This is a genomic window from Muricoccus pecuniae (genome assembly GCF_014199205.1).
In the GTDB taxonomy this organism is placed as follows: domain Bacteria; phylum Pseudomonadota; class Alphaproteobacteria; order Acetobacterales; family Acetobacteraceae; genus Roseomonas; species Roseomonas pecuniae.
On record NZ_JACIJD010000020.1, the window covers coordinates 24,968 to 47,285 of the forward strand.

Here is a 22,318-nt window from a genome sequence, read left to right on the forward strand (position 1 = left end):
CGGGGGACGGGGCGTCAGGCCCGGAGCGACAGCCGCTCCTTCAGCGCCGCGATCTCCGCCCGCAGCGCCGCCATCCGCTCCTCGACGGACTCCAACGCGCCGGGGGCGATGCCGTAACCGGCCGTGGGATCCTCGCAAGGCTTGCCGGGCGGGCGGGCGGGGATGCCCACCACGGTCACCCCGTCCGGCACGGGATCGACGCAGACGGCGTTCGCCCCCACCCGCGCGCCGCGCCCGATGCGGATGGGGCCGAGGACCTGCGCGCCGGCGCCGATGACGACGCCGTCCTCCAGCGTCGGGTGCCGCTTGCCCGGCTTCAGCGTCAGCCCGCCCAGGGTCACGCCGTGATAGATGAGCACGTCGTCGCCGATCTCGGCCGTCTCGCCGATCACCACGCCCATGCCGTGATCGATGAAGAGCCGCCGCCCGATCCGCGCGCCGGGATGGATCTCGATCCCCGTCAGGAAGCGGGAGAGATGGGAGACGCAGCGGGCCGGGGCGCGGAGCCCCGCGCGCCAGAGCCGGTGCGCGAGGCGGTGCCAGAGCACGGCGTGCAGGCCGGCGTAGCAGAGGACCGACTCCGCCACCGTCGGCCGCGCCGGGTCTCGCGCGCGGATGCTGCGCGCGATCTCCAGCGCCTCCGCGATCATGCCAGCCAGGCCGGCACGGGCAGGTTCTTCTCCCGCAGCCATTCCGGGTTGAAGAGCTTGGACTGGTAGCGCGCGCCGCTGTCGCAGAGCACGGTGACGATCCGGTGCCCCGGTCCCATGGACTTCGCCACCGCGATCGCCGCCGCGACGTTCAGCCCGGCCGAGCCGCCGACACTCAGCCCTTCCTCCGCCAGCAGGCGGAAGCACTGGTACAGCGCCTCCTCGTCGGAGATGCGGACGGCGTCGTCGATCGGGGCGCCGGTGAGGTTGCCCGGCACCTTGCTCGCCTGCCCGATTCCCTCGGTGACCGAGTTGCCCTCGGCCGCGACCTTGCCGGTCTTGACCCAGGAGAAGAGGCCGGAGCCGTGGGGGTCGGCGAGCACGATCCGCACCCCGGGGTTCCTCGCCTTCAGCGCACGAGCCGTGCCGGCGAGCGTGCCGCCCGTGCCGCAGGCGCAGGTGAAGGCATCGACCTTGCCTTCAGTCTGCTCCCAGATCTCGGGGCCGGAGCTGCGCTCGTGCTCGGCGGCGTTCGCCTGGTTGTCGAACTGGTTCGCCCAGACCGCCCCCATCTCCTCCGCGATGCGGCGGGAGGTGTGGACGTAGTGGCCGGGGTCGCTCAGCGGCTTCGGCGGCACCAGCCGCACATCGGCGCCGATCATGCGGAGGAAGTCGATCTTCTCCCGGCTCTGCGTCTCGGGCACGACGATCACGGACTTCCAGCCCCGCGCATTGGCGGCGAGGGCGAGGCCGATGCCGGTGTTGCCCGCCGTGCCCTCCACCACCGTGCCGGGCTGGAAGGGGGTGAGGAGGCCGCGCTTCACGGCCTCCCCGAGGATTCCCACGGCGGCGCGGTCCTTCACGCTGCCGCCGGGATTCATGAACTCGGCCTTGCCCAGGATCTCGCAGCCCGTCTCCTCGGAGGCGCGGCGGAGCCGGATGAGCGGCGTGTTGCCCACCGCATCCCAGAAATCGGTTGCGACCACTGTGTCAGGCCTTGTTCTGTTCGAGATCCACCCAGCGCAGATAGGGCTTCTCCGCCGTGAATCCCTGGGGAAACTGCTTCTTCGCGTCCTCGTCCGACATGCTGGCGAGCACGATCGCGCGCTCGCCCGGGCGCCAGTTGACGGGGGTCGCCACCTTGTGCCGGTCGGTCGTCTGCAGGCTGTCGATCACGCGCAGCACCTCGTCGAAGTTGCGGCCGGCGCTGGGGGGATAGATCAGCATGAGGCGGATCTTCTTGTTGGGGTCGATCACGAAGACCGTCCGCACCGTCACGGCCGCATCCGCCTCGGGATGGATCATGCCGTAGAGGGTGGCGACCTTCTTGTCGGGGTCCGAGATCATGGGGAAGTTCACCGGCGTCCCCTGGGTCTCGGCGATGTCCTGGTTCCAGCCCTCGTGGCGGTCCAGCGTGTCCACGGATAGGCCGATCACCTTCACGCCGCGGCGGTCGAACTCGGGCTTCAGCTTGGCGGTATAGCCCAGCTCCGTCGTGCAGACGGGGGTGTAGTCCTTGGGGTGGCTGAAGATCACGCCCCAGGAATTGCCGAGCCATTCGTGGAAACGGATGCGGCCTTCCGTAGTATCGGCCTCGAAATCCGGGGCGACCTGCCCGAGCTGAAGCGTCATGCGACTCTCCTCCGTGGATTAGGGGATTTCACGAAGCTAACACGGGGTGAGCGCCGCAATCCACCCGGGCAGAGCGCGGCCTGCCACCGGCGGTTGCCGGTGCCATGTCGGGAATCGGGCCGGCCCTGCCAAGGGGGGCGCCTCAGCCGTAGCGCGAGAGGCCGAGATCGGCCGTCTCGATCTCCGGCACCCGGCCGGAGACGATGTCGGCCAGCACGCGGCCGGAGCCGCAGGCCATGGTCCAGCCGAGCGTTCCGTGGCCGGTATTGGTATAGAGATTGGCCAGGGGCGTCCTCCCGATCACCGGCGTGCCGTCCGGCGTCATTGGCCGCAGCCCCGTCCAGAAGCGGGCGGCGGCGATGTCGCCTCCCTCGGGGAAGAGGTCGCGCACGGAGTGTTCCAGCGTCTCCCGCCGGGGGGCGCGCAGCCGTGTGCTGAAGCCCGCGATCTCCGCCGTGCCGCCCACGCGGATGCGGTCCCCGAGCCGGGTGATCGCGATCTTGTAGGTCTCGTCCATCACGGTGGAGACGGGCGCGGCCGCTTCCTCCGTCACGGGCAGGGTGAGCGAGTAGCCCTTGATGGGATAGACCGGCAGGCGCAGCCCGAGGGGGCGCAGCAGGGCGGGGGTATGGCTGCCCAGCGCCGCGACATAGGCATCTGCCGCGAAGTCCCCGTGATCCGTCTCCACCGCCGTCACCCGCCCGCCCTCGGTGCGGATGGCCGCCACGGAGACGCCGAGGTGGAACTCAACACCCTTTGCCCGCGCCATCTCCGCCAGGCGCTGGGTAAAGAGGAAGGCGTCACCCGTCTCATCCTGGGGCAGGCGCAGCCCGCCGACGAAGCGCTCCCTCACCCGCGCGAGCGCCGGCTCGGCCGCGATGCAGCCCGCGGGGTCCAGCAATTCCCAGGGGACGCCGTACTCGTCCAGCACGGCGGTATCGCCCCCAACGGCGTCGAGCTGCTTCTGCGTGCGGAAGAGCTGCACGGTCCCCCGCGCGCGGTGGTCGAACTCGATCCCCGTCTCCGCGCGCAACTCGGCGAGCGCCACGCGGCTGTACTCCGCCACGCGCACCATGCGCCCCTTGTTGCGGCGATAGGCGCGCTCCGTGCAGTTCGCGGCCATGCGGGCGAGCCAGGAGAGCATTTCCGGGTCCGGGCGCGGCCAGAAGACGAAGGGGCGGTGGTGCATCAGCAGCCACTTCACCGCCTTCATCGGCACGCCCGGCCCCGCCCAGGGGGAGGAGTAGCCGTAGGAGAGCTGCCCCGCATTGGCGAAGCTCGTCTCCTTCCCCGCCCCGTCCTGCCGGTCCACCACCACCACCTCGTGCCCGGCACGGGCGAGGTACCAGGCGGTGGTCACGCCGATCACCCCGCTGCCGAGGACCAGGACCTTCATGCGATCATCTCCGCGCGCGTCACGCCCGCGAGGTTGCGGGATTCGCGCAGGAAGTCCACTGCTCCGGGGGCGGCGCGTCCGCCCCACGCGCGTTTCATCCTGTGTTAGCGACGAGTCGGCCCCGCCCGCGTCATATACCGGGGATGGAAAGAGACCTCGACACGGGGCGCTCCAATCGGCGGGCCCTGCACCTCTGGCTGGCGATCGCCCTGACCCCCCAGCCGCCGCAACCGGCGGCCCTCCGGACCGCGCAGCCGCGGCCGGAGCCGCCCCGCATCCCGCCCCGGCACATGGCCGAGACGCCGGTCCGTCCGGCTTCCCCTCCCGGGAAACCGGCCTGAACGAGCGCGACCGCACGCAACGTGCCGTCGGGAAGCTGCTGGAAGAGGGAAACCGGCAGGCGGCGATGTCTGGTAGCGGGAACCGGACTTGAACCGGTGACCCCGGCATTATGAGTGCCGTGCTCTAACCAGCTGAGCTACCCCGCCAGAGTCAGCCGCCTGCCGGGACGCGCGAATTAGGCCGCCGGTGCCGCCGCGTCAACCTCCTCGCGGCGATGCGCGCGAATGAAGCCGCCGCCCAGCACGCGATCCCCGTCATAGAGCACGCAGCCCTGTCCGGGGGCGGAGATCACCGGCCGGTCCGGGCGCACGACGAGCTGCGCCGAGGCGGCATCCCACTCGGCCGTCACGGGCTGCGGCACCTCGCGGGCGCGGAACTTCGCCTCGGCGCGGAAAGGGGCGGCGGGAGGGCTGCTTAGCCAGTTCACCTCCCCCACCGGCACTTCGGCCACCGGGATCGAGGCGGCCGGGGCGACGACGATCCGGCGGCGCGCGGCATCCAGCGCGGCGACGCGCAGCCCGGCCTCGCCGCCTGCCTTGTTGGGAAGGCCGAGGCCCCTCGCCTGCCCCACGGTGTAGCGGGCCATGCCCTGGTGGCGGCCGAGCACGCGCCCCTCCGTGTCCACGATCTCCCCGGCCTCCGCCGCCTCCGGCCGCAGCTTCGCGACGAGGTCGTGGTAGCGGCCCTCCGGGACGAAGCAGATGTCCTGGCTATCAGGCTTCTCGGCGACCGCGAGCCCCAGCCGCACCGCCTCCCGACGCACCGCGGCCTTGTCCGGCATGTCGCCCAGGGGGAAGCGCGCGAAGGCGAGCTGCTCCCGCGTGGTGGCGAAGAGGAAGTAGGACTGGTCCCGAGCGGGATCGGCGGCGCGGCGCAGCTCCGGGCCATCCGGCCCTTCCAGCCGGCGGGCGTAGTGGCCCGTGGCCAGCGCCTCGCAGCCGAGATCGCGGGCGAGGGCCACGAGGTCCTGGAACTTGACGGTCTGGTTGCAGCGCACGCAGGGAATGGGCGTCTCGCCGCGCGCGTAGCTGTCGGCGAAGTCGCCGATCACGGCGTCGCGGAACCGGCTCTCGCGGTCCAGCACGTAGTGCGCGATGCCCAGCCGGTCGGCCACGTCGCGGGCGTCGTGAATGTCCTGGCCGGCGCAGCAGGCGCCCTTCTTCTGGATCGCCGCGCCGTGGTCGTAGAGCTGGAGGGTGGCGCCGATGACCTCGTGCCCCGCCTCCGCCAGCAGCCCGGCGACGACGCTGCTGTCCACGCCGCCGGACATTGCGACCATGATCCTCAAGGCTTCGCCTTTCGGGGGGCGACCATGATCCTCATGGCGTCGCGTTCAGCCCCATCTGCCAGAAATCCGCCTCCAGCCGCGAGGCCTCGGCGAAGAGGCGGGTCAGGGAGGCCAGGCGGGCCGCGCCGCCATGGGTGTCGCCCAACGCGTCCAGCCGCGCGGCGGCCCCGCGCGCCACGGCCTGGTAGTCGGCGCCGGCATACTGGACGATCCAGTTCTCATAGGGATTGCCGTCCCGCACCCGGCCGGGATGCGCCTCGATCCGCATGGCGACCTCGCCATAGCCGATCGTGCAAGGGGCGAGGGCGACCTCCAGGTCGAGGATGTCGCCCCGGAAGCCCTGGTCCATCACCCAGCGCGTGTAGCCCACCGTCTCCGGCGCCTCCGCCTCGGCCAGCACCGCCACCTCGTCCAGCCCCCACTCACGGCAGTAGACGAGGTGGAGCTTCGTTTCGTCGAGAATGGCCTGCACCACGGCGCCCTTGGCGCGCATGGCCTCCAGGCTCTCGGCCTTCACCACCGCCAGCGCCTGGGCGCGGGCGAACTGCACGAGGAAGAGATAGTCCTGCACGAGGTAGCGGCGGAAGGCGGCGAGCGGCAGCGTGCCCTCGGCCAGCCCCCGCACGAAGGGGTGCCAGCAATAGGCATCCCATTCCCGCGCCGCGCCGGCGCGGAGGGCGCGGAAGAGCCCGCCTTCCCGCCCGTAGGGGACGGGCCCCGTCACCCGGCGTTGCGGCTGCCGGCGGGCAGCTTCACCACCAGCCCGTCCAGCTTGTCCGTCATGATGAGCTGGCAGCCCAGCCGGCTCGTCTCCTGCAGGTCGAAGGCGAGGTCGAGCATGTCCTCCTCGTCCTCGGTCGGGGTCTCCAGCTTGGGGAACCAGGACGCGTCCACGATGACGTGGCAGGTGGAGCAGGCGAGGCTGCCCTCGCAGGCGCCCTCGATATCCACCCCGTGCTTGTGCGCGATCTCCAGCACCGACAACCCGAGCGGCGCCTCCACCTCGCGGCGCGTTCCGTCCCGCTCGACGAAGGTCATCTTGGGCATGGTCTCTCCTACTCGGCCGCTATCTGGTGGCGCACGGAATGCCAAGCGCGTGCCAACTCCGCGGCCGCCCGTCCCACCTCGGCGGGCGAGGTAAAACGGCCGATGCCGATCCGCAAGGTCGCGCGCGCCTCATCCGCCGGCAGGCCGAGGGCGCGGAGCACGTAGGAGGGCTCCACGCTGGCCGAGGAGCAGGCGCTGCCGGTGGAGACGCAAACCCCCGGCGCTGCCGCCATCACCGCCTGCGCGTCCACCCCGCCGGGCAGGGTGAGGTTGAGGTTCCCCGCCACGCGCCGCTCCCGGTCCCCGTTCACCCGGATGCCCGGGATCTCGGCCTCCAGCGCGGCGAGCAGGCGGTCCCGCTGCTGGGCGGCGCGGCCCTCGTCCAGCCTCATCTCCAACCGGGCGACCCGCGCGGCCTCCCCGAAGCCGATGACGAGCGGGGCCGGCAGAGTGCCCGAGCGCAGCCCCCTCTCCTGCCCGCCGCCGGAGAAGAGGGGGGCCAGCCGCACCCGCGGGCGCCGGCGGACATAGAGCGCGCCGATCCCCTTGGGCCCGTAGACCTTGTGGGCGGAGAGGGAGAGGAGGTCGATCCCCATCGCTTCCACGTCCAGCGGCAGGCGGGCGGCGGCCTGGGCGGCATCCGTGTGGAACAGCGCCCCCGCCCCGCGCGCCATGGCGGCGATGGCCGCGATGTCCTGCACCACGCCGATCTCGTTGTTCACGGCCATGACGCTGACGAGGAGGGTGGGGGTCGCCAGCGCCTCCCGCAGCGCCTCGGGGTCCAGCAGCCCGTCCGGGCGGACGGGCAGCACCACGGGCTCGAAGCCCTCGGCGGCGAGGTCGCGCACGCATTCGAGGACGCATTTGTGCTCGGTCGCCAGGGTGATGATCCGCCGGCGCTCGGTGCTCTGGGCGGCGGCGAAGCGCGCCGCCCCCTTGATGGCCAGGTTGTTCGATTCGGTCGCGCCGGAGGTGAAGACCACCTCCCGCGGCTCCGCCCCGATCAGCGCGGCGACATGGCCGCGCGCCGCCTCCACCGCCGCCTCGGCCTCGCGACCCATGGCATGCTCGATGCTGGCGGGATTGGCGAAATTCGCCTCCCACCACGGGCGCATGGCGGCCAGCACGCGCGGGTCGGCCGGCGTGGTGGCGTGGTTGTCGAGATAGGCTGGGCGGTTCGCAGCGTCGCTCATGCGGCCAAGATGGGCGATCCGGGGCGCCAGGACGAGGGCTACCCGCGCGGGTCCGCCCCGCGCCTGTCGCGCCATCCGCGCGCGCGCCGGCCCGGCCCGGCAATCGGATCAGGCCGCGCGCGCGAGCCTCTCCCGCATGGCCGCATGGGCGGCGAGGAAGCGCGCCGCCGCATCCGGCGGGGCGTTCCAGGGGAGCGAGACGCGGATTGCCTCCCCGGCCATCGCGCCGAGCCCCATGGCGGCCAGCACCGGGCTGCGCGACACCTTGCCCGAGGAGCAGGCCGCGCCGGCCGAGACGCGCACCCCCAGGAGGTCGAGGGCGATCACCTGCGTCTCGGCGCCCGTCCCGGGAAGGGCGACGCAGCTCGTATTCGGCAGCCGCGGCGCCCCGGCCCCGGCCACGGGCAAGCCGAGCCCGGCCTCGATCGCGTCGCGCAGCCCCGCCAGCGCGGCGGCGGCGGCCGGGTCCGCGGCGGCCGCGGCGACGCCAAGGCCGGCGATGGCGGGCAGCGCCTCCGTCCCGCCGCGCCGCCCCCGCTCCTGCCCGCCGCCCGCGAGCAGCGGGGCGAGGTCCAGCCCGGGGCGCAGCAGCAGCGCGCCCGCGCCCTTGGGACCGCCGAGCTTGTGGCCGGAGATCGCCATGCTGTCGGCGCCCGACGCCCCGAGGTCCAGCGGGACGCGCCCGGCCGCCTGGACGGCATCGAGATGAAGCAGGGCGCCGTGGCGGCGGCAGAGATCCGCGATGGCGGTAACAGGGTGGATCACCCCGGTCTCGTTGTTCGCCACCATGGCGAGAACGAGGGCGGGCGGGCCGCCGGCCAGCGCCGCCTCCAGCGCCGCGAGGTCGAGCGTGCCGTCGCCCAGCACGGGCAGGGTCTCCGCCTCCTCGGCGGCGCGGAGCACGGCCGGGTGCTCGGTGGCGCCGGCCAGCACCCGCCTCCCCCGGCGCAGGGAGGCGATGGCCAGCGCGCTCGCCTCCGTGCCGCCGGAGGTGAAGACCACGTCCCGCGGCGCCGCGCCGAATCGGGCGGCCACGCGGGCGCGGGCCTCTTCCAGCACACGCCGGGCCGCGCGCCCCTCGGCATGGACGGAGGAGGGATTGCCCGCCAGATCCATCGCGGCGATCGCGGCCTCCCTCGCCTCGGGGCGCAGCGGCTCGGTGGCGTTGGCGTCGAGATAGAGGCTCACCCTCCCTCCTCCCCCGGGGGCTCGGCGGGGCCGCCCGGAACCGGCACCGCCCGGCCGAGCGTGCGCCCCTCCACCACGTCCTGCAGGCTGATGGCGGAGAGGAAGAGCCGCACCTGCTCGCCGAGTGCGCGCCAGAGGTCGCGCTGGTCCGGGGGCATCTCGGGCGATTCCAGCATCTCGGCCCCTCCCGCGATCGTGTCGTCCACTGCCTCGACCACCTCGGCCACCGTGATCGAGGAGGCGGGGCGGGCGAGGCGGTAGCCGCCCCCGGGGCCGCGCGCCGAGCGCACCAGCCCCGCCCGGCGCAGCCGGCCGAAGAGCTGCTCGAGATAGGCGGTGGAGAGCATCTGGGACTGCGCGATCTCGGCCAGGGTCACGGGCGCGCCGTTCCCGTCCGGCCCGCGCCGGGCCATTTCGGTAAGGGCGGTCACGGCGTAGCGGCCGCGGGTGGACAGCCGCATCTCAACCCCGCCGAAGCGCGGTGCGCGGGAAGCCCGAACCGGTGCGACCGGCAGCCATGCGCGCTGAAAGAGGTGGCCCTGCCATGATTTGGTTATGAATCTCGCCCAGCGCTCCCTATATTGCGCCTGTCTCGCAGACCGAAAGGCCGCGCGGGACGCAAGGCATCCCCGGAGCCGGTTCGGCGTCCTCACCCCTGGCGCAAAAATCTCTGCGCGTGGCGTGACGGCCCCAACCCTGTGCCCCCGGCCCGGTTTCCGTCTGGCGGAACGGGTTGCGCCCGCGGACCCCGTCACGGTCGCGGGTGGAACCCGTTCCGCCGGGTCGGGATGCCTGCGGTGATGAAATCAGGCGGGGCGGTCCCTCTCGGTTCTGGCCGTGGGGGCCCGGCCTGCCCCAGAAAAACGCCCCTCCGGGGCGGAAGGTGATGATGCCCGAGGTAATGTTTGCCGGCCCTGACGGCCGGCTCGAGGGTCGCTACCACCACGCCAAGCAGCCCAATGCTCCCACTGCCCTGATCCTGCACCCCCATCCCCTGCACGGCGGCACCATGAACAACCGCGTGGTGCACGCGATGTACGAGCGGTTCCGCGGGATGGGCTTCTCCACGCTCCGCTTCAACTTTCGCGGCGTGGGCAAGAGCCAGGGCCGGTACGACGGTGGCATCGGCGAGATCTCCGACGCAACGGCCGCGCTCGACTTCCTCCAGGCGGTGAACCCCGCGGCCTCCATGCTCTGGGTCGCCGGCTACTCCTTCGGCGCCTATGTCGGCATGCAGGTGCTGATGCGGCGGCCGGAAATGGGCGGCTTCGTCTCCATCGCGGCCCCGGCGAGCCACTACGACTTCGGCTTCCTGGCCCCCTGCCCCTGCTCCGGCCTCATCCTCCACGGCGAGGCGGACGAGCTGGTGCCGGAGCCCTCCGTGCGGAAGCTGGTGGACAAGCTGAACACCCAGAAGGGCATCAAGATCGACTACCGCACCATGCCCGGCGCCGGCCACGTCTTCACGCCGGAGCAGACGGAGAAGGTGGCCGAAGCCACCGAGGACCATGTGACGACGGTGCTCAACCGCGCCCGCATGTCCATGGCGGCGGACTGATCGGGAACCCATCCCGGGAGGGGGCGGCGTCCGCAGGGGCGCCGCCCCTTTTTTGTTCAGGCGAGCGCCGGCACACGCCGCCCGCCGGTGAGCGGGCGGGGCGCCCCGGTCGTGCCGGGAAAGGTGAGCGGCAGGTCGCGCGCGACCCGCGCCGCGAGCACGCCGAAGGCCTGGGCCTCCAGCGCGTCCCCGTCCCAGCCGACCACCTCCACCGGGCGCACGGGCGCGCCGAGCATCCCGGCCAGCGCCTTCATGAGGGCGGGATTCCGCCGCCCCCCGCCCGCGACCAGCCATTGCAGCGGCGGGTCCGGGAAGTGCCGCGCCGCCGCGCCGACGCAGACGGCGCAGAAGGCCGCCAGGGTCGCCGCGCCATCAGCCGGGGAGAGCGCGCCGGCCCCGGATTCGCGCAGCGCCGCGTCGAAATCGAGCCGGTCCAGCGACTTGGGCGGCGGCGCGGCGAGGTAGGGATGGGCCATCAGCCGCGCCAGCACCGCCCCGTCGGCCTGGCCGGAGAGGGCGAGCAGCCCGTCCCGGTCATAATCCTGGCCGAGGGAGCGGCGGGCCCAGTCGTCCAGCGGGCCGTTGGCGGGGCCGGTGTCGAAGGCGATCAGTTCCCCGTCCGGCCCGATCCAGGTGACATTGCCCACCCCGCCCAGGTTCAGGATCGCCACGGGCTTGGGAAGCGATTCGGCCAGCACGCGGTGGAAGACGGGCACGAGCGGCGCCCCCTGCCCGCCCGCGGCCACGTCGGCCGAGCGGAAATCGTGCACCACCTCCACCCCCGTGCGGCGGGCCAGCAGGGCGGGGTCGCCGATCTGCCAGGTGTGGCCGCGCTCGCCCGGGCGCGTGGCGGGGCGGTGCAGGATCGTCTGGCCGTGGAAGCCGATGAGGTCGGCGCGCATGCCGAGCCGCTCCACCGCCTCCGCGTGGCGCTCCGTCAGGCGGCGCGCGCAGTCGAGCAGGCCGGGGTCCTCCGCCAGCCGCCCTTCGGCATGGAGGCCGGGGGCGGCGTCCAGCAGGGCGCGCAGGTCCCGGCGGAGCGCGGGCGGATAGGGGATGGTGAGGGTCGGGCCGAAGCGCCCGATCCGCTCGCCATCCGTCTCGACATAGGCAGCGTCCACCCCGTCCAGCGAGGTGCCGCTCATCAGCCCGATGGTTCGCAGCATGGCGGCACTTGTGCTACGGCCCGCGCGCTTCGCAAAGCCCGAGTGACCGAGATGAACAGCTTCCTGCACCTCGCCCGAGAGCGCGGCTACATCCATCAGGTGACGGACGAGGCCGCCCTCTCCGCCCGCATGGCCCAGGGAGTCCTGCCCGCCTATGTCGGCTTCGACTGCACGGCGGACAGCCTGCATGTCGGCCATCTCCTGCCGATCATGCTGCTGCGCCTGCTGCAGAAGTGCGGCCACAAGCCCGTGGCGCTGCTGGGCGGCGGCACGACGAAGATCGGCGATCCCTCCGGCCGCGACGAGGGGCGCCAGCTCCTGACGGAGGAGCAGATCGAGGTGAACAAGGCTGGCATCCGCCGCACCTTCGCCTCCTTCCTCCAATTCGGCGGGGGCAGCTCGGACGCTGTGATGCTGGACAACGCGGCTTGGCTGGACGGGCTGGCCTACATCCCCTTCCTGCGCGATGTCGGGCGGCACTTCAGCGTGAACCGCATGCTGACGATGGACAGCGTGCGGCTGCGGCTGGACCGCGACCAGCCGCTCTCCTTCCTCGAATTCAACTACATGCTCCTCCAGTCCTACGACTTCCTGGAGCTGCGCCGCCGCCACGGCGTCGCCCTCCAGATGGGCGGCAGCGACCAGTGGGGGAACATCGTGATGGGGGTGGAGCTGTGCCGCCGCATCGACGCGGCGGAGGTCTTCGGCGCCACCACCCCGCTGCTCGCCACGGCCTCCGGCGCGAAGATGGGCAAGACGGCCTCGGGCGCCGTCTGGCTGAACCCCGACCGCCTCTCCCCCTACGACTACTGGCAGTTCTGGCGGAACACGGAGGACGCGGATGTCGGCCGCTTCCTCCGCCTCTTCACCGAGATGCCGATGGAGGAGGTCTCGCGCCTCGCCGCCCTGCAGGGGGCCGAGGTGAACGAGGCGAAGAAGATCCTGGCGACCGAGGCCACCGCCCTGCTGCACGGGCGCGAGGCCGCCGAGGCCGCCGCCGAGACCGCCCGGACCACCTTCGAGGGCGGCGGCGCGGCGGAGAGCCTGCCGAGCATCACCGCCCCCCTGCCCGCCGGGCTGCTGGATCTCGCCGTCTCCGCCGGCCTCGCGGCCAGCAAGGGCGAGGCGCGGCGCCTGATCGGCCAGTCCGGGCTGCGGCTGAACGACGAGGTGGTGACCGACCTCCTGCGGGAGGTGACGGAGGCGGACCTGCGGGACGGGGCGGCGAAGCTCTCGGCCGGGCGGAAGCGCCACGTGCTGGTGCGGGCGGGCTGAGCCCCGCCCCGGCGGCCGCGCAGGGGCGCGGCTGCCCCGGGTGGTGGCCGCCACTGGAAAACTCAAACTGTGCTTTGAAAACAGGCGGATGGTGGGCGCAACAGGGATTGAACCTGTGACCCCCACCGTGTCAAGGTGGTGCTCTCCCGCTGAGCTATGCGCCCATCCGCCGGGTTCCGTCGCCGTGCTCCGGGGAGCGCGGCGTCGGGGCGGCCCCTTTAGCCTGCCCTTCGCGGCCCGGCAAGCCCGAAGGCGCAGGCAACGCATCGGGCGTGACAGTTGCGCGCGGCTGTGGTGATTCGGGGCGGAATGGACGGACCCATCCAGGCCCCTGCCGAGGCCAGCACGCCCCCGCCTTTCCTGCTGGAGAGGCCGCCGCTCCAGGCCGCGCCGCTGGTCCTGGCCTCGCCGCATTCGGGGCGGCACTATCCCGCCTCCTTCCTCGCCGCCAGCCGGCTGGACCCGGTCTCGCTACGACGGTCGGAGGACGGATTCGTCGAGGAACTCTTCGCCGACGCGCCCTCGCACGGGGTGCCGCTGCTCTCGGCCACCTTCCCTCGCGTCTACTGCGACGCGAATCGCGAGGCCTGGGAGCTGGACCCCGGCATGTTCGACGGGCCGCTGCCGGATTTCGTCAACAGCGCCTCCCCCCGCGTCGGCGCCGGGCTCGGCACGATCGCGCGCGTGGTGGCCAGCGGCGAGACGGTCTACCGCCGCCGCCTCTCCTTCAACGAGGCCGCCGACCGCATCCGGGCGCTCTGGGAACCCTATCACGCCGCCCTTTCCGGGCTGATCGGGGAGACGGTGCGCCGATTCGGCTGCTGCTTATTGATCGACTGCCATTCCATGCCCTCCCTCCCCGGCGAGCCCGGGCGGGCGGCGGACATGATCCTCGGCGACGCCCACGGCACCTCGGCGGGCCCGCGCGCGACGCGCCTGCTGGAGGAGACGCTCGGCGGACTCGGCTACCGCCTCCGCCGGAACGATCCCTATGCCGGCGGCTACGTCACCCGGCATTACGGCCGTCCGCGGGAGGGCGTCCATGTGATCCAGCTCGAGATCGCGCGGAGCCTCTACATGGACGAGCGTCGGATCCAGCGCCTCCCCGGGCTGGAGGGCCTGCGCGCGGACATGGACCGGATGGTGCAGCGGCTGGCGGCCGAGGACTGGTCCTTCCTGAAGCCCTGATCTCCCCCGCTGCCCGGGCATGCGGGCAAAAAAAGAGGCGGTGCCAGAGGCACCGCCGAGTTTAGGGAGGAAACGTCCAAGAAAGACAACAACGCGACAACATCGCGTTGCTGCGATGCACAACGTAGGCTCCGCCCCAGGGTTTCGCAAGACCTTTCCCGCATTGCAGCATCACGGAAAGCGGATAGCTCCGGCACGGCTCTTCTGGCACGGCTCTTGAGCAGGGAGGGGCATGCGCCTCCTCGCCTTCCTCCTCCTCCTGCTCCCCGGCACCGTCCTCGCCCAGCCCTCGCCGATGGCGCTCTGCCGCGCCGCGATCGCCTCGGCAGAGCGTGAATACGGGCTTCCCGCCGGGCTCCTGGCCGCCATCGGCCGCGTCGAATCCGGCCGGCGCGATCCCGTGACGGGCGAGACCGGCCCCTATCCCTGGACGATGAACGCCGAGGGGGCCGGCAAATACTTCCCGGGCAAGGCGGAAGCGGTTGCCGAGGTGCGGCAGCTCCGGGCGGGGGGGATGCGGATCATCGATGTCGGCTGCATGCAGATCAACCTGCACCACCACCCCAACGCCTTCTCCTCGATCGAGGAGGCCTTCGATCCCATGGCCAATGCCCGCTACGCCGCCCGCTTCCTCTCCGAGCTGAAGGCGGCGAGCGGGGACTGGATGACCGCCGCCGGCCACTACCACAGCCACACGCCGAGCCGCGCCGAGGCCTACCGCGCCCAGGTGGCGCTGCGCTGGCCCGAGGAGCAGCGCCAGGCCGGGAGCGCACCGGCCTGGCAGCCCGGCTGGTCCAACACGCCCCGCCCCCCTGCCATGGGCGCTCCCGTCACGGCCTCCCTGGCCGGGATGAGCATCCGTTCCGCTCCGCCGCCCACCATCATCCGCAGCCCGGGCGCGATGGCGGAAGGCGAGCGCGGGCGGGGCCTCGACGCCTACCGCGCCATGGCGATCCCCCTCGCCACCGGCCCCTCGCCCTCCCTCCTGCGTGGCCTGCCCGGGGTGCGGGGCTAAGCCCGCACCCGGGGTGCGGGGCTAAGCCCGCACCCGGGGTGCGGGACTGAGCCCGTACCCGGGGTGCCGGGCCGAGAGGCGCGAGCCGCCCCGGCCCCGGCGCGCCGCAACCCGCCCCTGCCCTGTCGCGCTCACCGAGGGCAGGGGCGAGGGGTTCTGGTCATGGCAGCCACGCGGATGGGAAGCGGGGGCTCGATCCCGCGGGCGAGCCTGGGCGAGACGGCGCGCGTCATGCTTTCCGTGGTGCTGCCGCTGCTGGGCAAGGGCGTCCTGCTGCGCCGCCCGCCCGTGGTCGCCATGGCGCAGTCCATGGGGCTGGACCGGCGCGCGGTGGAGACCATGCGCGCCCTGCGGGACCGGCACGGCGACGGGCCGCTGATCCTGCCGATCCCGCTGCATCCCTACGCCCTGATCCTCTCGCCCGCCCATGTCTCGCGCGTGCTCGCCCTCACGCCCGAACCCTATTCCCCGGCCAGCGACGAGAAGCGCTCCGCCCTCTCGCATTTCCAGCCGACCGGCGTGCTCATCTCTCCCTCCGCCGACCGCGCCCGGCGCCGCCCCTTCAACGAGGCGGTGCTCGACGCCCCCTGCCCCATGCACCGCCTGGCCGAGCGTTTCCATCAGGTGGCCGAGGACGAGGCGACGGAACTGGTTGAGGCCGCCGACCATTTCGGCGAGCTGGACTGGGGCCGCTTCGCCACGGCCTGGTGGCGCATGGCGCGGCGCGTGGTGCTGGGCGAGGGCGCGCGGGACGACCACCGCCTCACCGACGCCCTCTCCCGCCTGCGGGCCGACGCGAACTGGGCTTTCCTGCACCCCGGCCATCCCCGCCTCCGCGCCCGCTTCCGCGCTCGGCTGGAGGCGCATCTCGGGCGCGCCGAGCCGGGCAGCCTCGCCGCCCTCTTCCCCGCCGCCCGGGCCGCGCCCGGCACGGACCCGGCGGGGCAGGTGCCGCAATGGCTCTTCGCGCTGGACTCCCCGGCGCGCGCCACCTTCCGCACCCTCGCCCTGCTCGGCACCCATCCCGCCCTGCGGGGGCGGGCGGAGGGGGACATCGCGGAGGCCGGGCCGGCCGAGCGCCCCTTCCTGCGCGCCTGCCTGCTCGACACGCTGCGCCTCTGGCCGACCACCCCCGTGATCCTCCGCGAGGCCGTGGAGGACGTGGAGTGGGAGGGGGGGCGGATGCGGAAGGGCACGGGGATCGTGGTCTACGCGCCCTTCTTCCACCGCGACGAGACGCGGCTGCCCCAGGCACACCGCTTCGACCCCGATCTCTGGCTCTCCGGCCGGCCGGAGGACGAGGGGCTCGTGCCCTTCAGCGACGGGCCGGCGAACTGCCCCGGGCGGAACCTCACCCTCCTGCTGAGCACGGCGATGCTCGCCGCCCTGCTGCGCCGCCGCGCCTTCACCCCCCTCGGCGCCGAGGGGATCGGGCCGGGGGACCGGCTGCCGGGAACCCTCAGCGCCTACGGGCTGCGCTTCCGCACGGGCTGAAGCACGCCCTCAGTGGTTGCGCGTCACCAGCCGGCCCGGCTTCTCCCCCGTCGCCCCGCGCGCGGCGGCATAGGTGGGCACGCCGTTGCACCAGACCTCCTCGATCCCCTCGGAGAGCTGCTTCGGGTTCTCGAAGGTGGCGCGATCCCGCACCGTGTGGGGGTCGAAGAGGACGATATCGGCGAAGGCGCCCTCCCGCAGCACGCCGCGGTCCACCATGCCGAAGATCTCCGCGGCGCGGCCGGTCATCTTGTGGATGGCGGTCTCCAGGCTGAACAGCCTGACGTCGCGCACGTAGTGCCCGAGCACGCGCGGGAAGGTACCCCAGAGGCGGGGATGCGGGTGCTCGTCATGCGGGATGCCGTCCGAGCCGATGACGGAGAGCGGGTGCGCCATAATCCGGCGCACGTCCTCCTCGTCCATCTGCCAGGTCACCTGCCCCGCCGGCAGGAGGCGGGAGGCGGCGGTCTTGATGTCGGTGTTCCAGCCGCGCGCCACGTCCCGCAGGTACTTCCCTGCCATCTCGGGATGCGGGACGGACCAGGTGATCATCACCTCCACGTCGTCCCGCAGCTTGTCCGGCATCAGCACGGTGGAGCCGGCGGGATAGGGATAGACGTCGAAGGCGAGGTCCTGCGTGCGGGCGAATTCCGCCAGCAGCGGCAGGGTCTGGGTGGAGCGGCCGTAGTTCTCGGGCATGGAGCACTTGTGGTGGCTGACATGCACGGCCACCCCCGCGCGCTTGCCGATCTTCGCCGTCTCCTCGATGGAGGCGAGGATGCGGTCCGCCTCGTCGCGCATATGGGTGCAGTAGAGGCCGCCGAAGGGCCGGATGGCCTCGGCCACCGCGATCACCTCCTCCGTCGTCGCATGGGCGTTCGGGGGATAGTACAGGCCGGTCGAGAAGCCGCTCGCCCCCTCCCCCATGGATTGCCGCACGAGGTCGTGCATCCGCGCGATCTCGGCGTCCTTCGCGGGGCGGTAGACGTCGTTCTCCATGACGCGCGCGCGGAGCGTCTGGTGGCCGACGAAGGCGAAGGTGTTCACCTCCGTTCCCCTGGTCCGCAGCGCATGGGCATAGTCGCCGAAGCTGTCGAAGACGTACCAGCTCTCGTCCCCCAGCAGGTCAAGCGGCGGAATCGGCCGCGAGGTCAGGCGCGCGGGGGAGAGGCTGACGCCGCAATTCCCCACCACCACCGTCGTCACGCCCTGGCTCGTCTTGCAGGTCGTGCAGTCCGGCCCGCAGAGCACGGCGCGGTCGTCATGCGTGTGGCTGTCGATGAAGCCGGGGGCAACGGCCTTGCCGGTCGCGATCACCTCCCGGTCCGCGCTCGCCCCGCCGAGGTCGCCCACCCCCACGATCCGGTCCCCGCGCAGCCCGACATCGCCCACCCGGCGCGCCGTGCCTGTGCCGTCGAAGAGGGTGGCGTCGCGGATGATCGTGTCGCAGCGCAGGGCCATGGTGCCGCCTTTCCGGGAAGGGCGGCATACTGGCCCCGGCGGCCCCGGCGATCCAGGGGGCGCCCTCCAGGCGAGGGACAGCGCCGATGAGCGAGGCGGGCAGCACCGGACGGCCCGGGGCGGACGGGGTGAAGGCCCGGATCGAGCGCATGCGGGACCGGCTCCTGCATCTCAGCAAGACCCTGCCCCTGGAGCAGCGCCTGCGGGACGGGCTGTCCCAGGGCACCCTCTCGGCGCTGGCCGCGGTCGTCGCCTACCTCCCCACCCAGGCGCTCGGCCTGCGCGAGGGGTTCTGGGGCGCCATCACCGCCCTGGCCGTGGCCCAGGCGGAGCTGGGGGCGGCGCGCAGCACCGGGCGGGACCAGCTCGCCGGCGCGACCATCGGGGGCGGCATCGGGGTGGCCACGGTGCTGACGATCGGGGCAGGCCTGCCGGGCTACGTCCTGGCCGTGGTGATCTCCGTGCTCGCCTGCTGGTGCGTGAACATCGCCTCGGCCAGCCGGCTGGCCGCCATCACGGCGACGATCATCCTCCTCGTCCCGCATACCGGGACGCCGCAGCACATGCTCCTCTCGCGCGTGGGAGAGGTCGGCTGGGGGGCGCTGGTGGCGCTCGGCCTCGTCTGGCTGCGCGAGCGTGTGACGCGGCGCTGAGAAACCGCGGCCCCGGCCCGGCTGTTCCCGGCGCGACAGGAACCGGACCACGCCCGTGATGCACGCCTCCCGACGCCCGCTTCTCCTCGCCTCCGGCGCCCTCGCCCTCTCCGCCGCCCTTCCCGCCCTCGGCCAGACCCGGAGCGAGACGCGGGCCGGCACGGGCGCCGGGAGCAAGCCGCCCGCCATGGACTTCTCGCGCGGGGCGAGGCTGGAACAGGTGGCTGCCTTCCCCGACCGGCAGATCACGGGCATCACCGTCTCCCGCAGTGGGCGCATCTTCGTCTGCCTGCCGCGCTGGGGGCAGGACGTGCCGGTCTCCGTTGCCGAACTCGCGGAGGGGCAGCTCCGCCCCTATCCTGACGAGGGCTGGAACGCTTGGCGCAATGCCAGCCCCGCCATGCCGGAGCGCCGCTTCGTCTGCGTGCAGAGCGTGGTGGTGGACCCACAGGACAACCTCTGGGTGCTCGACCCCGCGGCGCCGGACATGATGGGGCCGGTGAAGGGGGGGCCGAAGCTCGTGCGGATCGACCTCCGCACCAACACGGTCGCGAAGGTAATCCCCGTGCCGGAGAGGGTGGCGCCGCCCGGCAGCTACCTGAACGACCTCCGCTTCAGCCCCGACGGGCGCACCGCCTACATCACCGACAGCGGCATCAAGGGCGCGCTGGTGGTGCTGGACACGGCGAGCGGCGCGGCGCGGCGCGTGCTGGACGGCCACCCCTCGACCCAATTCGAGGAGGGGCTGGTGCCGATGGCGGACGGCCAGCCCCTGCGCCGCCCCAACGGCCGCACGATGCAGAGCGCGGCGGACGGCATCGCCATCTCCCCGGACGGTGCCACCCTCTACTGGCAGGCGCTGACGGGGCGCACGCTCTTCTCCATCCCCACTGCGGCGCTGCGCGACGCGCGGCTGTCGCCCGACCGGCTCGGCGCCCAGGTCCGCCGCGTCGCCGGGACCCATGTGGCGGACGGGCTGTGGATCGACGCCGCCGGCCGCCTCTACGTCACGAACCCCGAGACGAGCGCGGTGGAAATGGCGCCCGCCCCCGGCCAGCCCCTCTCCGTGCTGGTGCGGGACGACAGGCTGCGCTGGCCCGACACCTTCGCCCAGGGACCGGACGGCGCGCTCTTCGTCACTACCTCGCACATCCAGGACAGCCCCTGGTTCAAGCCGGAAGCGAAAGCGACGCCCTCCGAGGTGTGGCGAATCGTCCCGGCGTAGAGGGCTGGCTCTCGCGCGCCGAAGTGCCGGAACAGGGCTCTTCGGCGCGATGGGCACTAGGCGTGGGCGGGCGTGCGGAGCGCGACGATCTCCTCGGCCAGCCGGTCCAGCGTCATCTCCGCTTCCACCGCCCCGGCCTGCATTGCGGCCTTCGGCATCCCGTAGACGACGCAGCTCGCCTCGCTCTGCCCGAGGCAGCGCGCCCCTGAGCGCCGCATCTCCAGCAGCCCCGCCGCGCCATCCCGCCCCATCCCTGTCAGGATCAAGCCCATGGCATTCTTCCCGGCAGACGCCGCTACCGAGGCGAACAGGACGTCCACGGAGGGGCGATGCCCCGAGACGGGCGGGCCATCGTGCAGGCGGCATGCGTAATGCGCCCCGGTCCGCACGAGCTCGAGGTGGCGCGCACCGGGCGCGATATAGACATGGCCCGGCAGCACCTGCCGCCCGTCAGCCGCCTCGCTCACCGTCAGCGCGCACTGCTCGTTCAGGCGCCGCGCGAAGGAGGTGGTGAAGCCCGCGGGCATGTGCTGGGTGACAAGAATGGCCGGCGATGTCGCGGGAAGGCGCGAGATGACGCGCTGCAAGGCCTCGACACCACCGGTGGACGCGCCGATCGCCACGACGCGCCCTGCCGTGGACAGGCGCGGATCGGCTGCGAGCGGTGTCGGAGCACCCGGCTCCGCCTGGCGCGCGCGGGGCCGGCAGGCCGCCGCCATCTTCACCTTCGCCACCAGCTCGGCGCCCAACTCGACCATGCCGCTGCGGATGTTCATCAAGGGCTTCGGCACGTAGTCGACGGCCCCGAGCTCCATCGCCTGCACCGCTGCGTCCGCGCCCTTCTGGGTAAGGGTGGACACCACCAGGACCGGCATCGGCCGAAGCGCCATGAGCTTCTTGAGGAAGCTCAGCCCATCCATGCGCGGCATCTCGATGTCGAGAGTGAGCACGTCCGGCGAGAGAGCCTTGATCCTCTCCCGAGCGATGATCGGGTCGGGCGCCGTGCCGACCACCTCGATGTCGGGATCCCTGGACAGGAGCTCCGTCAGCACCTGACGGATCAGCGCCGAGTCGTCGATGATGAGTACCTTGATCGCCACCGGCGCCTCCAGTTCAGGAAAAGAGATCGATCGTTCCAACGGGCATGCGGCGCGGCAATGCGCGCTCGAAACGCGCTTCCACATCGCTCACGCGCGATGTTCCTTCCGGCAGGTCCTGCAGGAAGGCGCGCCCGCTGACCGGGAGATAGATGAGCCGCACCGCCCAGTTCCGGCCCATCTCGCTCACCAGCGGGACGATACCTTCCGTCCGGAGATAAGCTTCGACATAGGCCGCGTTACGCTCCCCGACCCCTCCCGACTGCTGGGCGAGGCGCCCTCCGCCGAACAGCTTCACCTCCAGCCGCGCTCGCTTCCCACCACGGGAGAGGATGTCGTTGATGAGGCGCTCCATCGCGAAATTGCCGTATCTGAGACTGGCCGACGCCTTGCCCCACACCCCATCCTTGCTCTCTGGCAGCATGAAGTGGTTCAGCCCTCCCACGCCGATAGCGGGGTCGCGGATGCAGGCTGCCACGCAGGAACCGAGAACTGTTACGATCGCAGCCTCAGGATCCCCGGTCACGTGATGCTCCCCCGGACCAACCTTCACCAAGGGTCTGCCCTGGGCCGGCGATCGCTCCCGCACCTCAAGAAGCGTGTTCATCGGAGCTTCTGGTAGATCGTTCTGCCGAGATGTCGGAACCGGTCGCAGGTTCGGAACAGGCTTTCCGAATGACCGATGAACAGGTGCCCTCCCGGAACCAGCATGTCGGCGAAGCGGTCGAACAACGCGCGCTGGGTCGGCTTGTCGAAGTAGATGACGACGTTGCGGCAAAAGATCGCGTCGAAGGGCCCGCGCATCGGCCAGGAATCCAGCAAGTTCAACTGCCGGAAGGCGATGAGCGCCTTCAAGTCGTCGCCCATCCTAACGGTACTGCCATCAAGCTGATGAACATGGGCGCGTTGCAGTTCGGCCGGTACCGGTGCGATCCGGTCTGCCGGGTACACTCCCGCGGCTCCCTTCGACACCATTTCCGTGTCGATGTCGGTCGCGAGAATGCGCGCGTCCCAAGCATGAAGATCGGGCATGGACCGATGGAGCGTCATCGCGATCGTGTAGGGCTCCTCCCCCGAGGAGCAGCCCGCGGACCAGATTCGGAGCCTTCGTCCCTGACGGGGGAGATGCGGCAGCAGGTCTCGTTCGAGGTACTCGAAATGATGACGCTCCCGGAAAAACCCCGTGAGATTGGTCGTGATCGCGTTGACCATCTCGACCCGCTCCGCCGCCCCCTCCGGTGCGTCGAGCATCGACAGGTACTTGGCGAAGCTCGTGATACCAAGCACCCTTAATCTCCGGCGCAGTCTCCCATAGACAAGGTCACGCTTGCTGCTGCCGAGAACGATGCCTGACGCCTCGCGGACGCGTTTGCTGATAGCGTCGAAGTCCGCCTCCGTGAGGGGAACGTCGCCAACGGACCGGTCCTGAAGCATGGCAGGCATCGTACCC

General features: G+C 72.1%; 22 protein-coding genes and 2 tRNA genes. 7 read left to right on the plus strand and 17 right to left on the minus strand.

Going from position 1 to position 22,318, the window contains the following annotated elements:
- Positions 1–14: 14 nt before the first annotated feature.
- The 11 genes from cysE to FHS87_RS18155 all read right to left on the minus strand — a co-directional run bounded on the left by cysE (position 15) and on the right by FHS87_RS18155 (position 9,197).
- Positions 15–650 carry a serine O-acetyltransferase gene (gene cysE / locus FHS87_RS18105; RefSeq protein WP_184520801.1) on the minus strand — a complete coding sequence of 212 codons (636 nt, stop codon included), beginning with the start codon at positions 648–650 and terminating at the stop codon, positions 15–17.
- Positions 647–1,663: a cysteine synthase A gene (locus tag FHS87_RS18110; RefSeq protein WP_376766444.1), complete on the minus strand. Its 1,017-nt coding sequence runs from the start codon at positions 1,661–1,663 to the stop codon at positions 647–649. The genes cysE and FHS87_RS18110 overlap by 4 nt, the downstream gene beginning before the upstream one ends.
- Complete coding sequence (locus FHS87_RS18115) at positions 1,641–2,282, minus strand: peroxiredoxin (protein ID WP_184520803.1); 642 nt, start codon at positions 2,280–2,282, stop codon at positions 1,641–1,643. Before FHS87_RS18115 ends, FHS87_RS18110 begins: the two co-directional genes overlap by 23 nt.
- 142 nt (positions 2,283–2,424) lie before the next feature.
- Positions 2,425–3,678 carry a D-amino acid dehydrogenase gene (locus tag FHS87_RS18120; protein WP_184520804.1) on the minus strand — a complete coding sequence of 418 codons (1,254 nt, stop codon included), beginning with the start codon at positions 3,676–3,678 and terminating at the stop codon, positions 2,425–2,427.
- 411 nt (positions 3,679–4,089) lie between these two features.
- Positions 4,090–4,166 (minus strand) — tRNA-Met (locus FHS87_RS18125).
- A gap of 29 nt (positions 4,167–4,195) precedes the next feature.
- Complete coding sequence (gene mnmA, locus FHS87_RS18130) at positions 4,196–5,308, minus strand: tRNA 2-thiouridine(34) synthase MnmA (RefSeq protein WP_184520805.1); 1,113 nt, start codon at positions 5,306–5,308, stop codon at positions 4,196–4,198.
- A 31-nt stretch (positions 5,309–5,339) separates the two neighbouring features.
- Positions 5,340–6,032, minus strand: coding sequence for a TenA family protein (locus tag FHS87_RS18135; RefSeq protein ID WP_184520806.1), 693 nt, complete (start codon positions 6,030–6,032; stop codon positions 5,340–5,342).
- Positions 6,029–6,355, minus strand: coding sequence for a ferredoxin family 2Fe-2S iron-sulfur cluster binding protein (locus FHS87_RS18140; protein ID WP_184520807.1), 327 nt, complete (start codon positions 6,353–6,355; stop codon positions 6,029–6,031). Before FHS87_RS18140 ends, FHS87_RS18135 begins: the two co-directional genes overlap by 4 nt.
- An 8-nt stretch (positions 6,356–6,363) precedes the next feature.
- Positions 6,364–7,548, minus strand: coding sequence for a cysteine desulfurase family protein (locus FHS87_RS18145; protein ID WP_184520808.1), 1,185 nt, complete (start codon positions 7,546–7,548; stop codon positions 6,364–6,366).
- A gap of 108 nt (positions 7,549–7,656) precedes the next feature.
- Complete coding sequence (locus tag FHS87_RS18150; protein ID WP_184520809.1) at positions 7,657–8,736, minus strand: cysteine desulfurase family protein; 1,080 nt, start codon at positions 8,734–8,736, stop codon at positions 7,657–7,659.
- Positions 8,733–9,197, minus strand: coding sequence for an Rrf2 family transcriptional regulator (locus tag FHS87_RS18155; RefSeq protein WP_184520810.1), 465 nt, complete (start codon positions 9,195–9,197; stop codon positions 8,733–8,735). Before FHS87_RS18155 ends, FHS87_RS18150 begins: the two co-directional genes overlap by 4 nt.
- A 428-nt stretch (positions 9,198–9,625) precedes the next feature.
- Between FHS87_RS18155 and FHS87_RS18160 the strand changes: the two genes are divergently transcribed.
- On the plus strand, positions 9,626–10,294 hold the full coding sequence (locus FHS87_RS18160; RefSeq protein ID WP_184520811.1) for an alpha/beta hydrolase: 669 nt from the start codon (positions 9,626–9,628) through the stop codon (positions 10,292–10,294).
- Positions 10,295–10,350: 56 nt separating this feature from the next.
- Here FHS87_RS18160 and FHS87_RS18165 read toward each other — a convergent pair whose 3' ends face one another.
- Complete coding sequence (locus tag FHS87_RS18165; RefSeq protein WP_456306622.1) at positions 10,351–11,457, minus strand: anhydro-N-acetylmuramic acid kinase; 1,107 nt, start codon at positions 11,455–11,457, stop codon at positions 10,351–10,353.
- A gap of 54 nt (positions 11,458–11,511) precedes the next feature.
- Here FHS87_RS18165 and tyrS point away from each other — a divergent pair, with 54 nt between their 5' ends.
- Positions 11,512–12,735 carry a tyrosine--tRNA ligase gene (tyrS, locus tag FHS87_RS18170; protein WP_184520836.1) on the plus strand — a complete coding sequence of 408 codons (1,224 nt, stop codon included), beginning with the start codon at positions 11,512–11,514 and terminating at the stop codon, positions 12,733–12,735.
- Positions 12,736–12,824: 89 nt separating this feature from the next.
- On the opposite strand, the gene FHS87_RS18175 is transcribed toward tyrS, so the two are convergent.
- Positions 12,825–12,899 (minus strand) — tRNA-Val (locus FHS87_RS18175).
- Positions 12,900–13,044: 145 nt separating this feature from the next.
- Between FHS87_RS18175 and FHS87_RS18180 the strand changes: the two genes are divergently transcribed.
- The 3 genes from FHS87_RS18180 (at position 13,045) to FHS87_RS18190 (ending at position 16,432) form a co-directional block, all read left to right on the plus strand.
- Positions 13,045–13,923: an N-formylglutamate amidohydrolase gene (locus FHS87_RS18180; protein WP_184520813.1), complete on the plus strand. Its 879-nt coding sequence runs from the start codon at positions 13,045–13,047 to the stop codon at positions 13,921–13,923.
- A gap of 232 nt (positions 13,924–14,155) precedes the next feature.
- Positions 14,156–14,938: a lytic transglycosylase domain-containing protein gene (locus tag FHS87_RS18185; protein ID WP_184520814.1), complete on the plus strand. Its 783-nt coding sequence runs from the start codon at positions 14,156–14,158 to the stop codon at positions 14,936–14,938.
- 162 nt (positions 14,939–15,100) lie between these two features.
- Positions 15,101–16,432 (plus strand): cytochrome P450, encoded by a 1,332-nt coding sequence (locus FHS87_RS18190; protein ID WP_221300085.1) that lies wholly within the window; start codon positions 15,101–15,103, stop codon positions 16,430–16,432.
- 9 nt (positions 16,433–16,441) lie between these two features.
- Here the strand turns inward: FHS87_RS18190 and FHS87_RS18195 are convergent, their stop codons facing one another.
- Positions 16,442–17,893 (minus strand): N-acyl-D-amino-acid deacylase family protein, encoded by a 1,452-nt coding sequence (locus FHS87_RS18195; RefSeq protein WP_184520815.1) that lies wholly within the window; start codon positions 17,891–17,893, stop codon positions 16,442–16,444.
- 86 nt (positions 17,894–17,979) lie between these two features.
- Here FHS87_RS18195 and FHS87_RS18200 point away from each other — a divergent pair, with 86 nt between their 5' ends.
- Both FHS87_RS18200 and FHS87_RS18205 read left to right on the plus strand, forming a co-directional pair.
- Positions 17,980–18,546: an FUSC family protein gene (locus tag FHS87_RS18200; RefSeq protein ID WP_184520816.1), complete on the plus strand. Its 567-nt coding sequence runs from the start codon at positions 17,980–17,982 to the stop codon at positions 18,544–18,546.
- Positions 18,547–18,604: 58 nt separating this feature from the next.
- Complete coding sequence (locus FHS87_RS18205; protein WP_184520838.1) at positions 18,605–19,771, plus strand: SMP-30/gluconolactonase/LRE family protein; 1,167 nt, start codon at positions 18,605–18,607, stop codon at positions 19,769–19,771.
- A 56-nt stretch (positions 19,772–19,827) separates the two neighbouring features.
- Here FHS87_RS18205 and FHS87_RS18210 read toward each other — a convergent pair whose 3' ends face one another.
- From FHS87_RS18210 to FHS87_RS18220, 3 genes are all read right to left on the minus strand, one after another.
- The gene (locus FHS87_RS18210) at positions 19,828–20,871 is read right to left on the minus strand and encodes a protein-glutamate methylesterase/protein-glutamine glutaminase (protein ID WP_312862038.1); all 1,044 of its coding nucleotides are present in this window, start codon (positions 20,869–20,871) and stop codon (positions 19,828–19,830) included.
- A gap of 13 nt (positions 20,872–20,884) precedes the next feature.
- Positions 20,885–21,394, minus strand: a complete 510-nt coding sequence (locus tag FHS87_RS18215) for a chemoreceptor glutamine deamidase CheD (protein WP_184520818.1) — start codon at positions 21,392–21,394, stop codon at positions 20,885–20,887.
- A 77-nt stretch (positions 21,395–21,471) separates the two neighbouring features.
- Entirely contained in the window at positions 21,472–22,302 is an 831-nt protein-coding gene (locus FHS87_RS18220) for a CheR family methyltransferase (RefSeq protein ID WP_221300088.1), read from the minus strand.
- Between the last annotated feature and the right edge of the window lie 16 nt (positions 22,303–22,318).

Bases quoted from the DNA above. Each gene is read 5' to 3' on its own strand.
- cysE (WP_184520801.1), bottom strand. From the start codon at position 650: ATGATCGCGGAGGCGCTGGAGATCGCGCGCAGCATCCGCGCGCGAGAC.
- FHS87_RS18115 (WP_184520803.1), bottom strand. From the start codon at position 2,282: ATGACGCTTCAGCTCGGGCAGGTCGCCCCGGATTTCGAGGCCGATACT.
- FHS87_RS18120 (WP_184520804.1), bottom strand. From the start codon at position 3,678: ATGAAGGTCCTGGTCCTCGGCAGCGGGGTGATCGGCGTGACCACCGCC.
- FHS87_RS18140 (WP_184520807.1), bottom strand. From the start codon at position 6,355: ATGCCCAAGATGACCTTCGTCGAGCGGGACGGAACGCGCCGCGAGGTG.
- FHS87_RS18145 (WP_184520808.1), bottom strand. From the start codon at position 7,548: ATGAGCGACGCTGCGAACCGCCCAGCCTATCTCGACAACCACGCCACC.
- FHS87_RS18155 (WP_184520810.1), bottom strand. From the start codon at position 9,197: ATGCGGCTGTCCACCCGCGGCCGCTACGCCGTGACCGCCCTTACCGAA.
- FHS87_RS18160 (WP_184520811.1), top strand. From the start codon at position 9,626: ATGCCCGAGGTAATGTTTGCCGGCCCTGACGGCCGGCTCGAGGGTCGC.
- tyrS (WP_184520836.1), top strand. From the start codon at position 11,512: ATGAACAGCTTCCTGCACCTCGCCCGAGAGCGCGGCTACATCCATCAG.
- FHS87_RS18180 (WP_184520813.1), top strand. From the start codon at position 13,045: ATGGACGGACCCATCCAGGCCCCTGCCGAGGCCAGCACGCCCCCGCCT.
- FHS87_RS18185 (WP_184520814.1), top strand. From the start codon at position 14,156: ATGCGCCTCCTCGCCTTCCTCCTCCTCCTGCTCCCCGGCACCGTCCTC.
- FHS87_RS18190 (WP_221300085.1), top strand. From the start codon at position 15,101: ATGGCAGCCACGCGGATGGGAAGCGGGGGCTCGATCCCGCGGGCGAGC.
- FHS87_RS18195 (WP_184520815.1), bottom strand. From the start codon at position 17,893: ATGGCCCTGCGCTGCGACACGATCATCCGCGACGCCACCCTCTTCGAC.
- FHS87_RS18200 (WP_184520816.1), top strand. From the start codon at position 17,980: ATGAGCGAGGCGGGCAGCACCGGACGGCCCGGGGCGGACGGGGTGAAG.
- FHS87_RS18205 (WP_184520838.1), top strand. From the start codon at position 18,605: ATGCACGCCTCCCGACGCCCGCTTCTCCTCGCCTCCGGCGCCCTCGCC.
- FHS87_RS18220 (WP_221300088.1), bottom strand. From the start codon at position 22,302: ATGCTTCAGGACCGGTCCGTTGGCGACGTTCCCCTCACGGAGGCGGAC.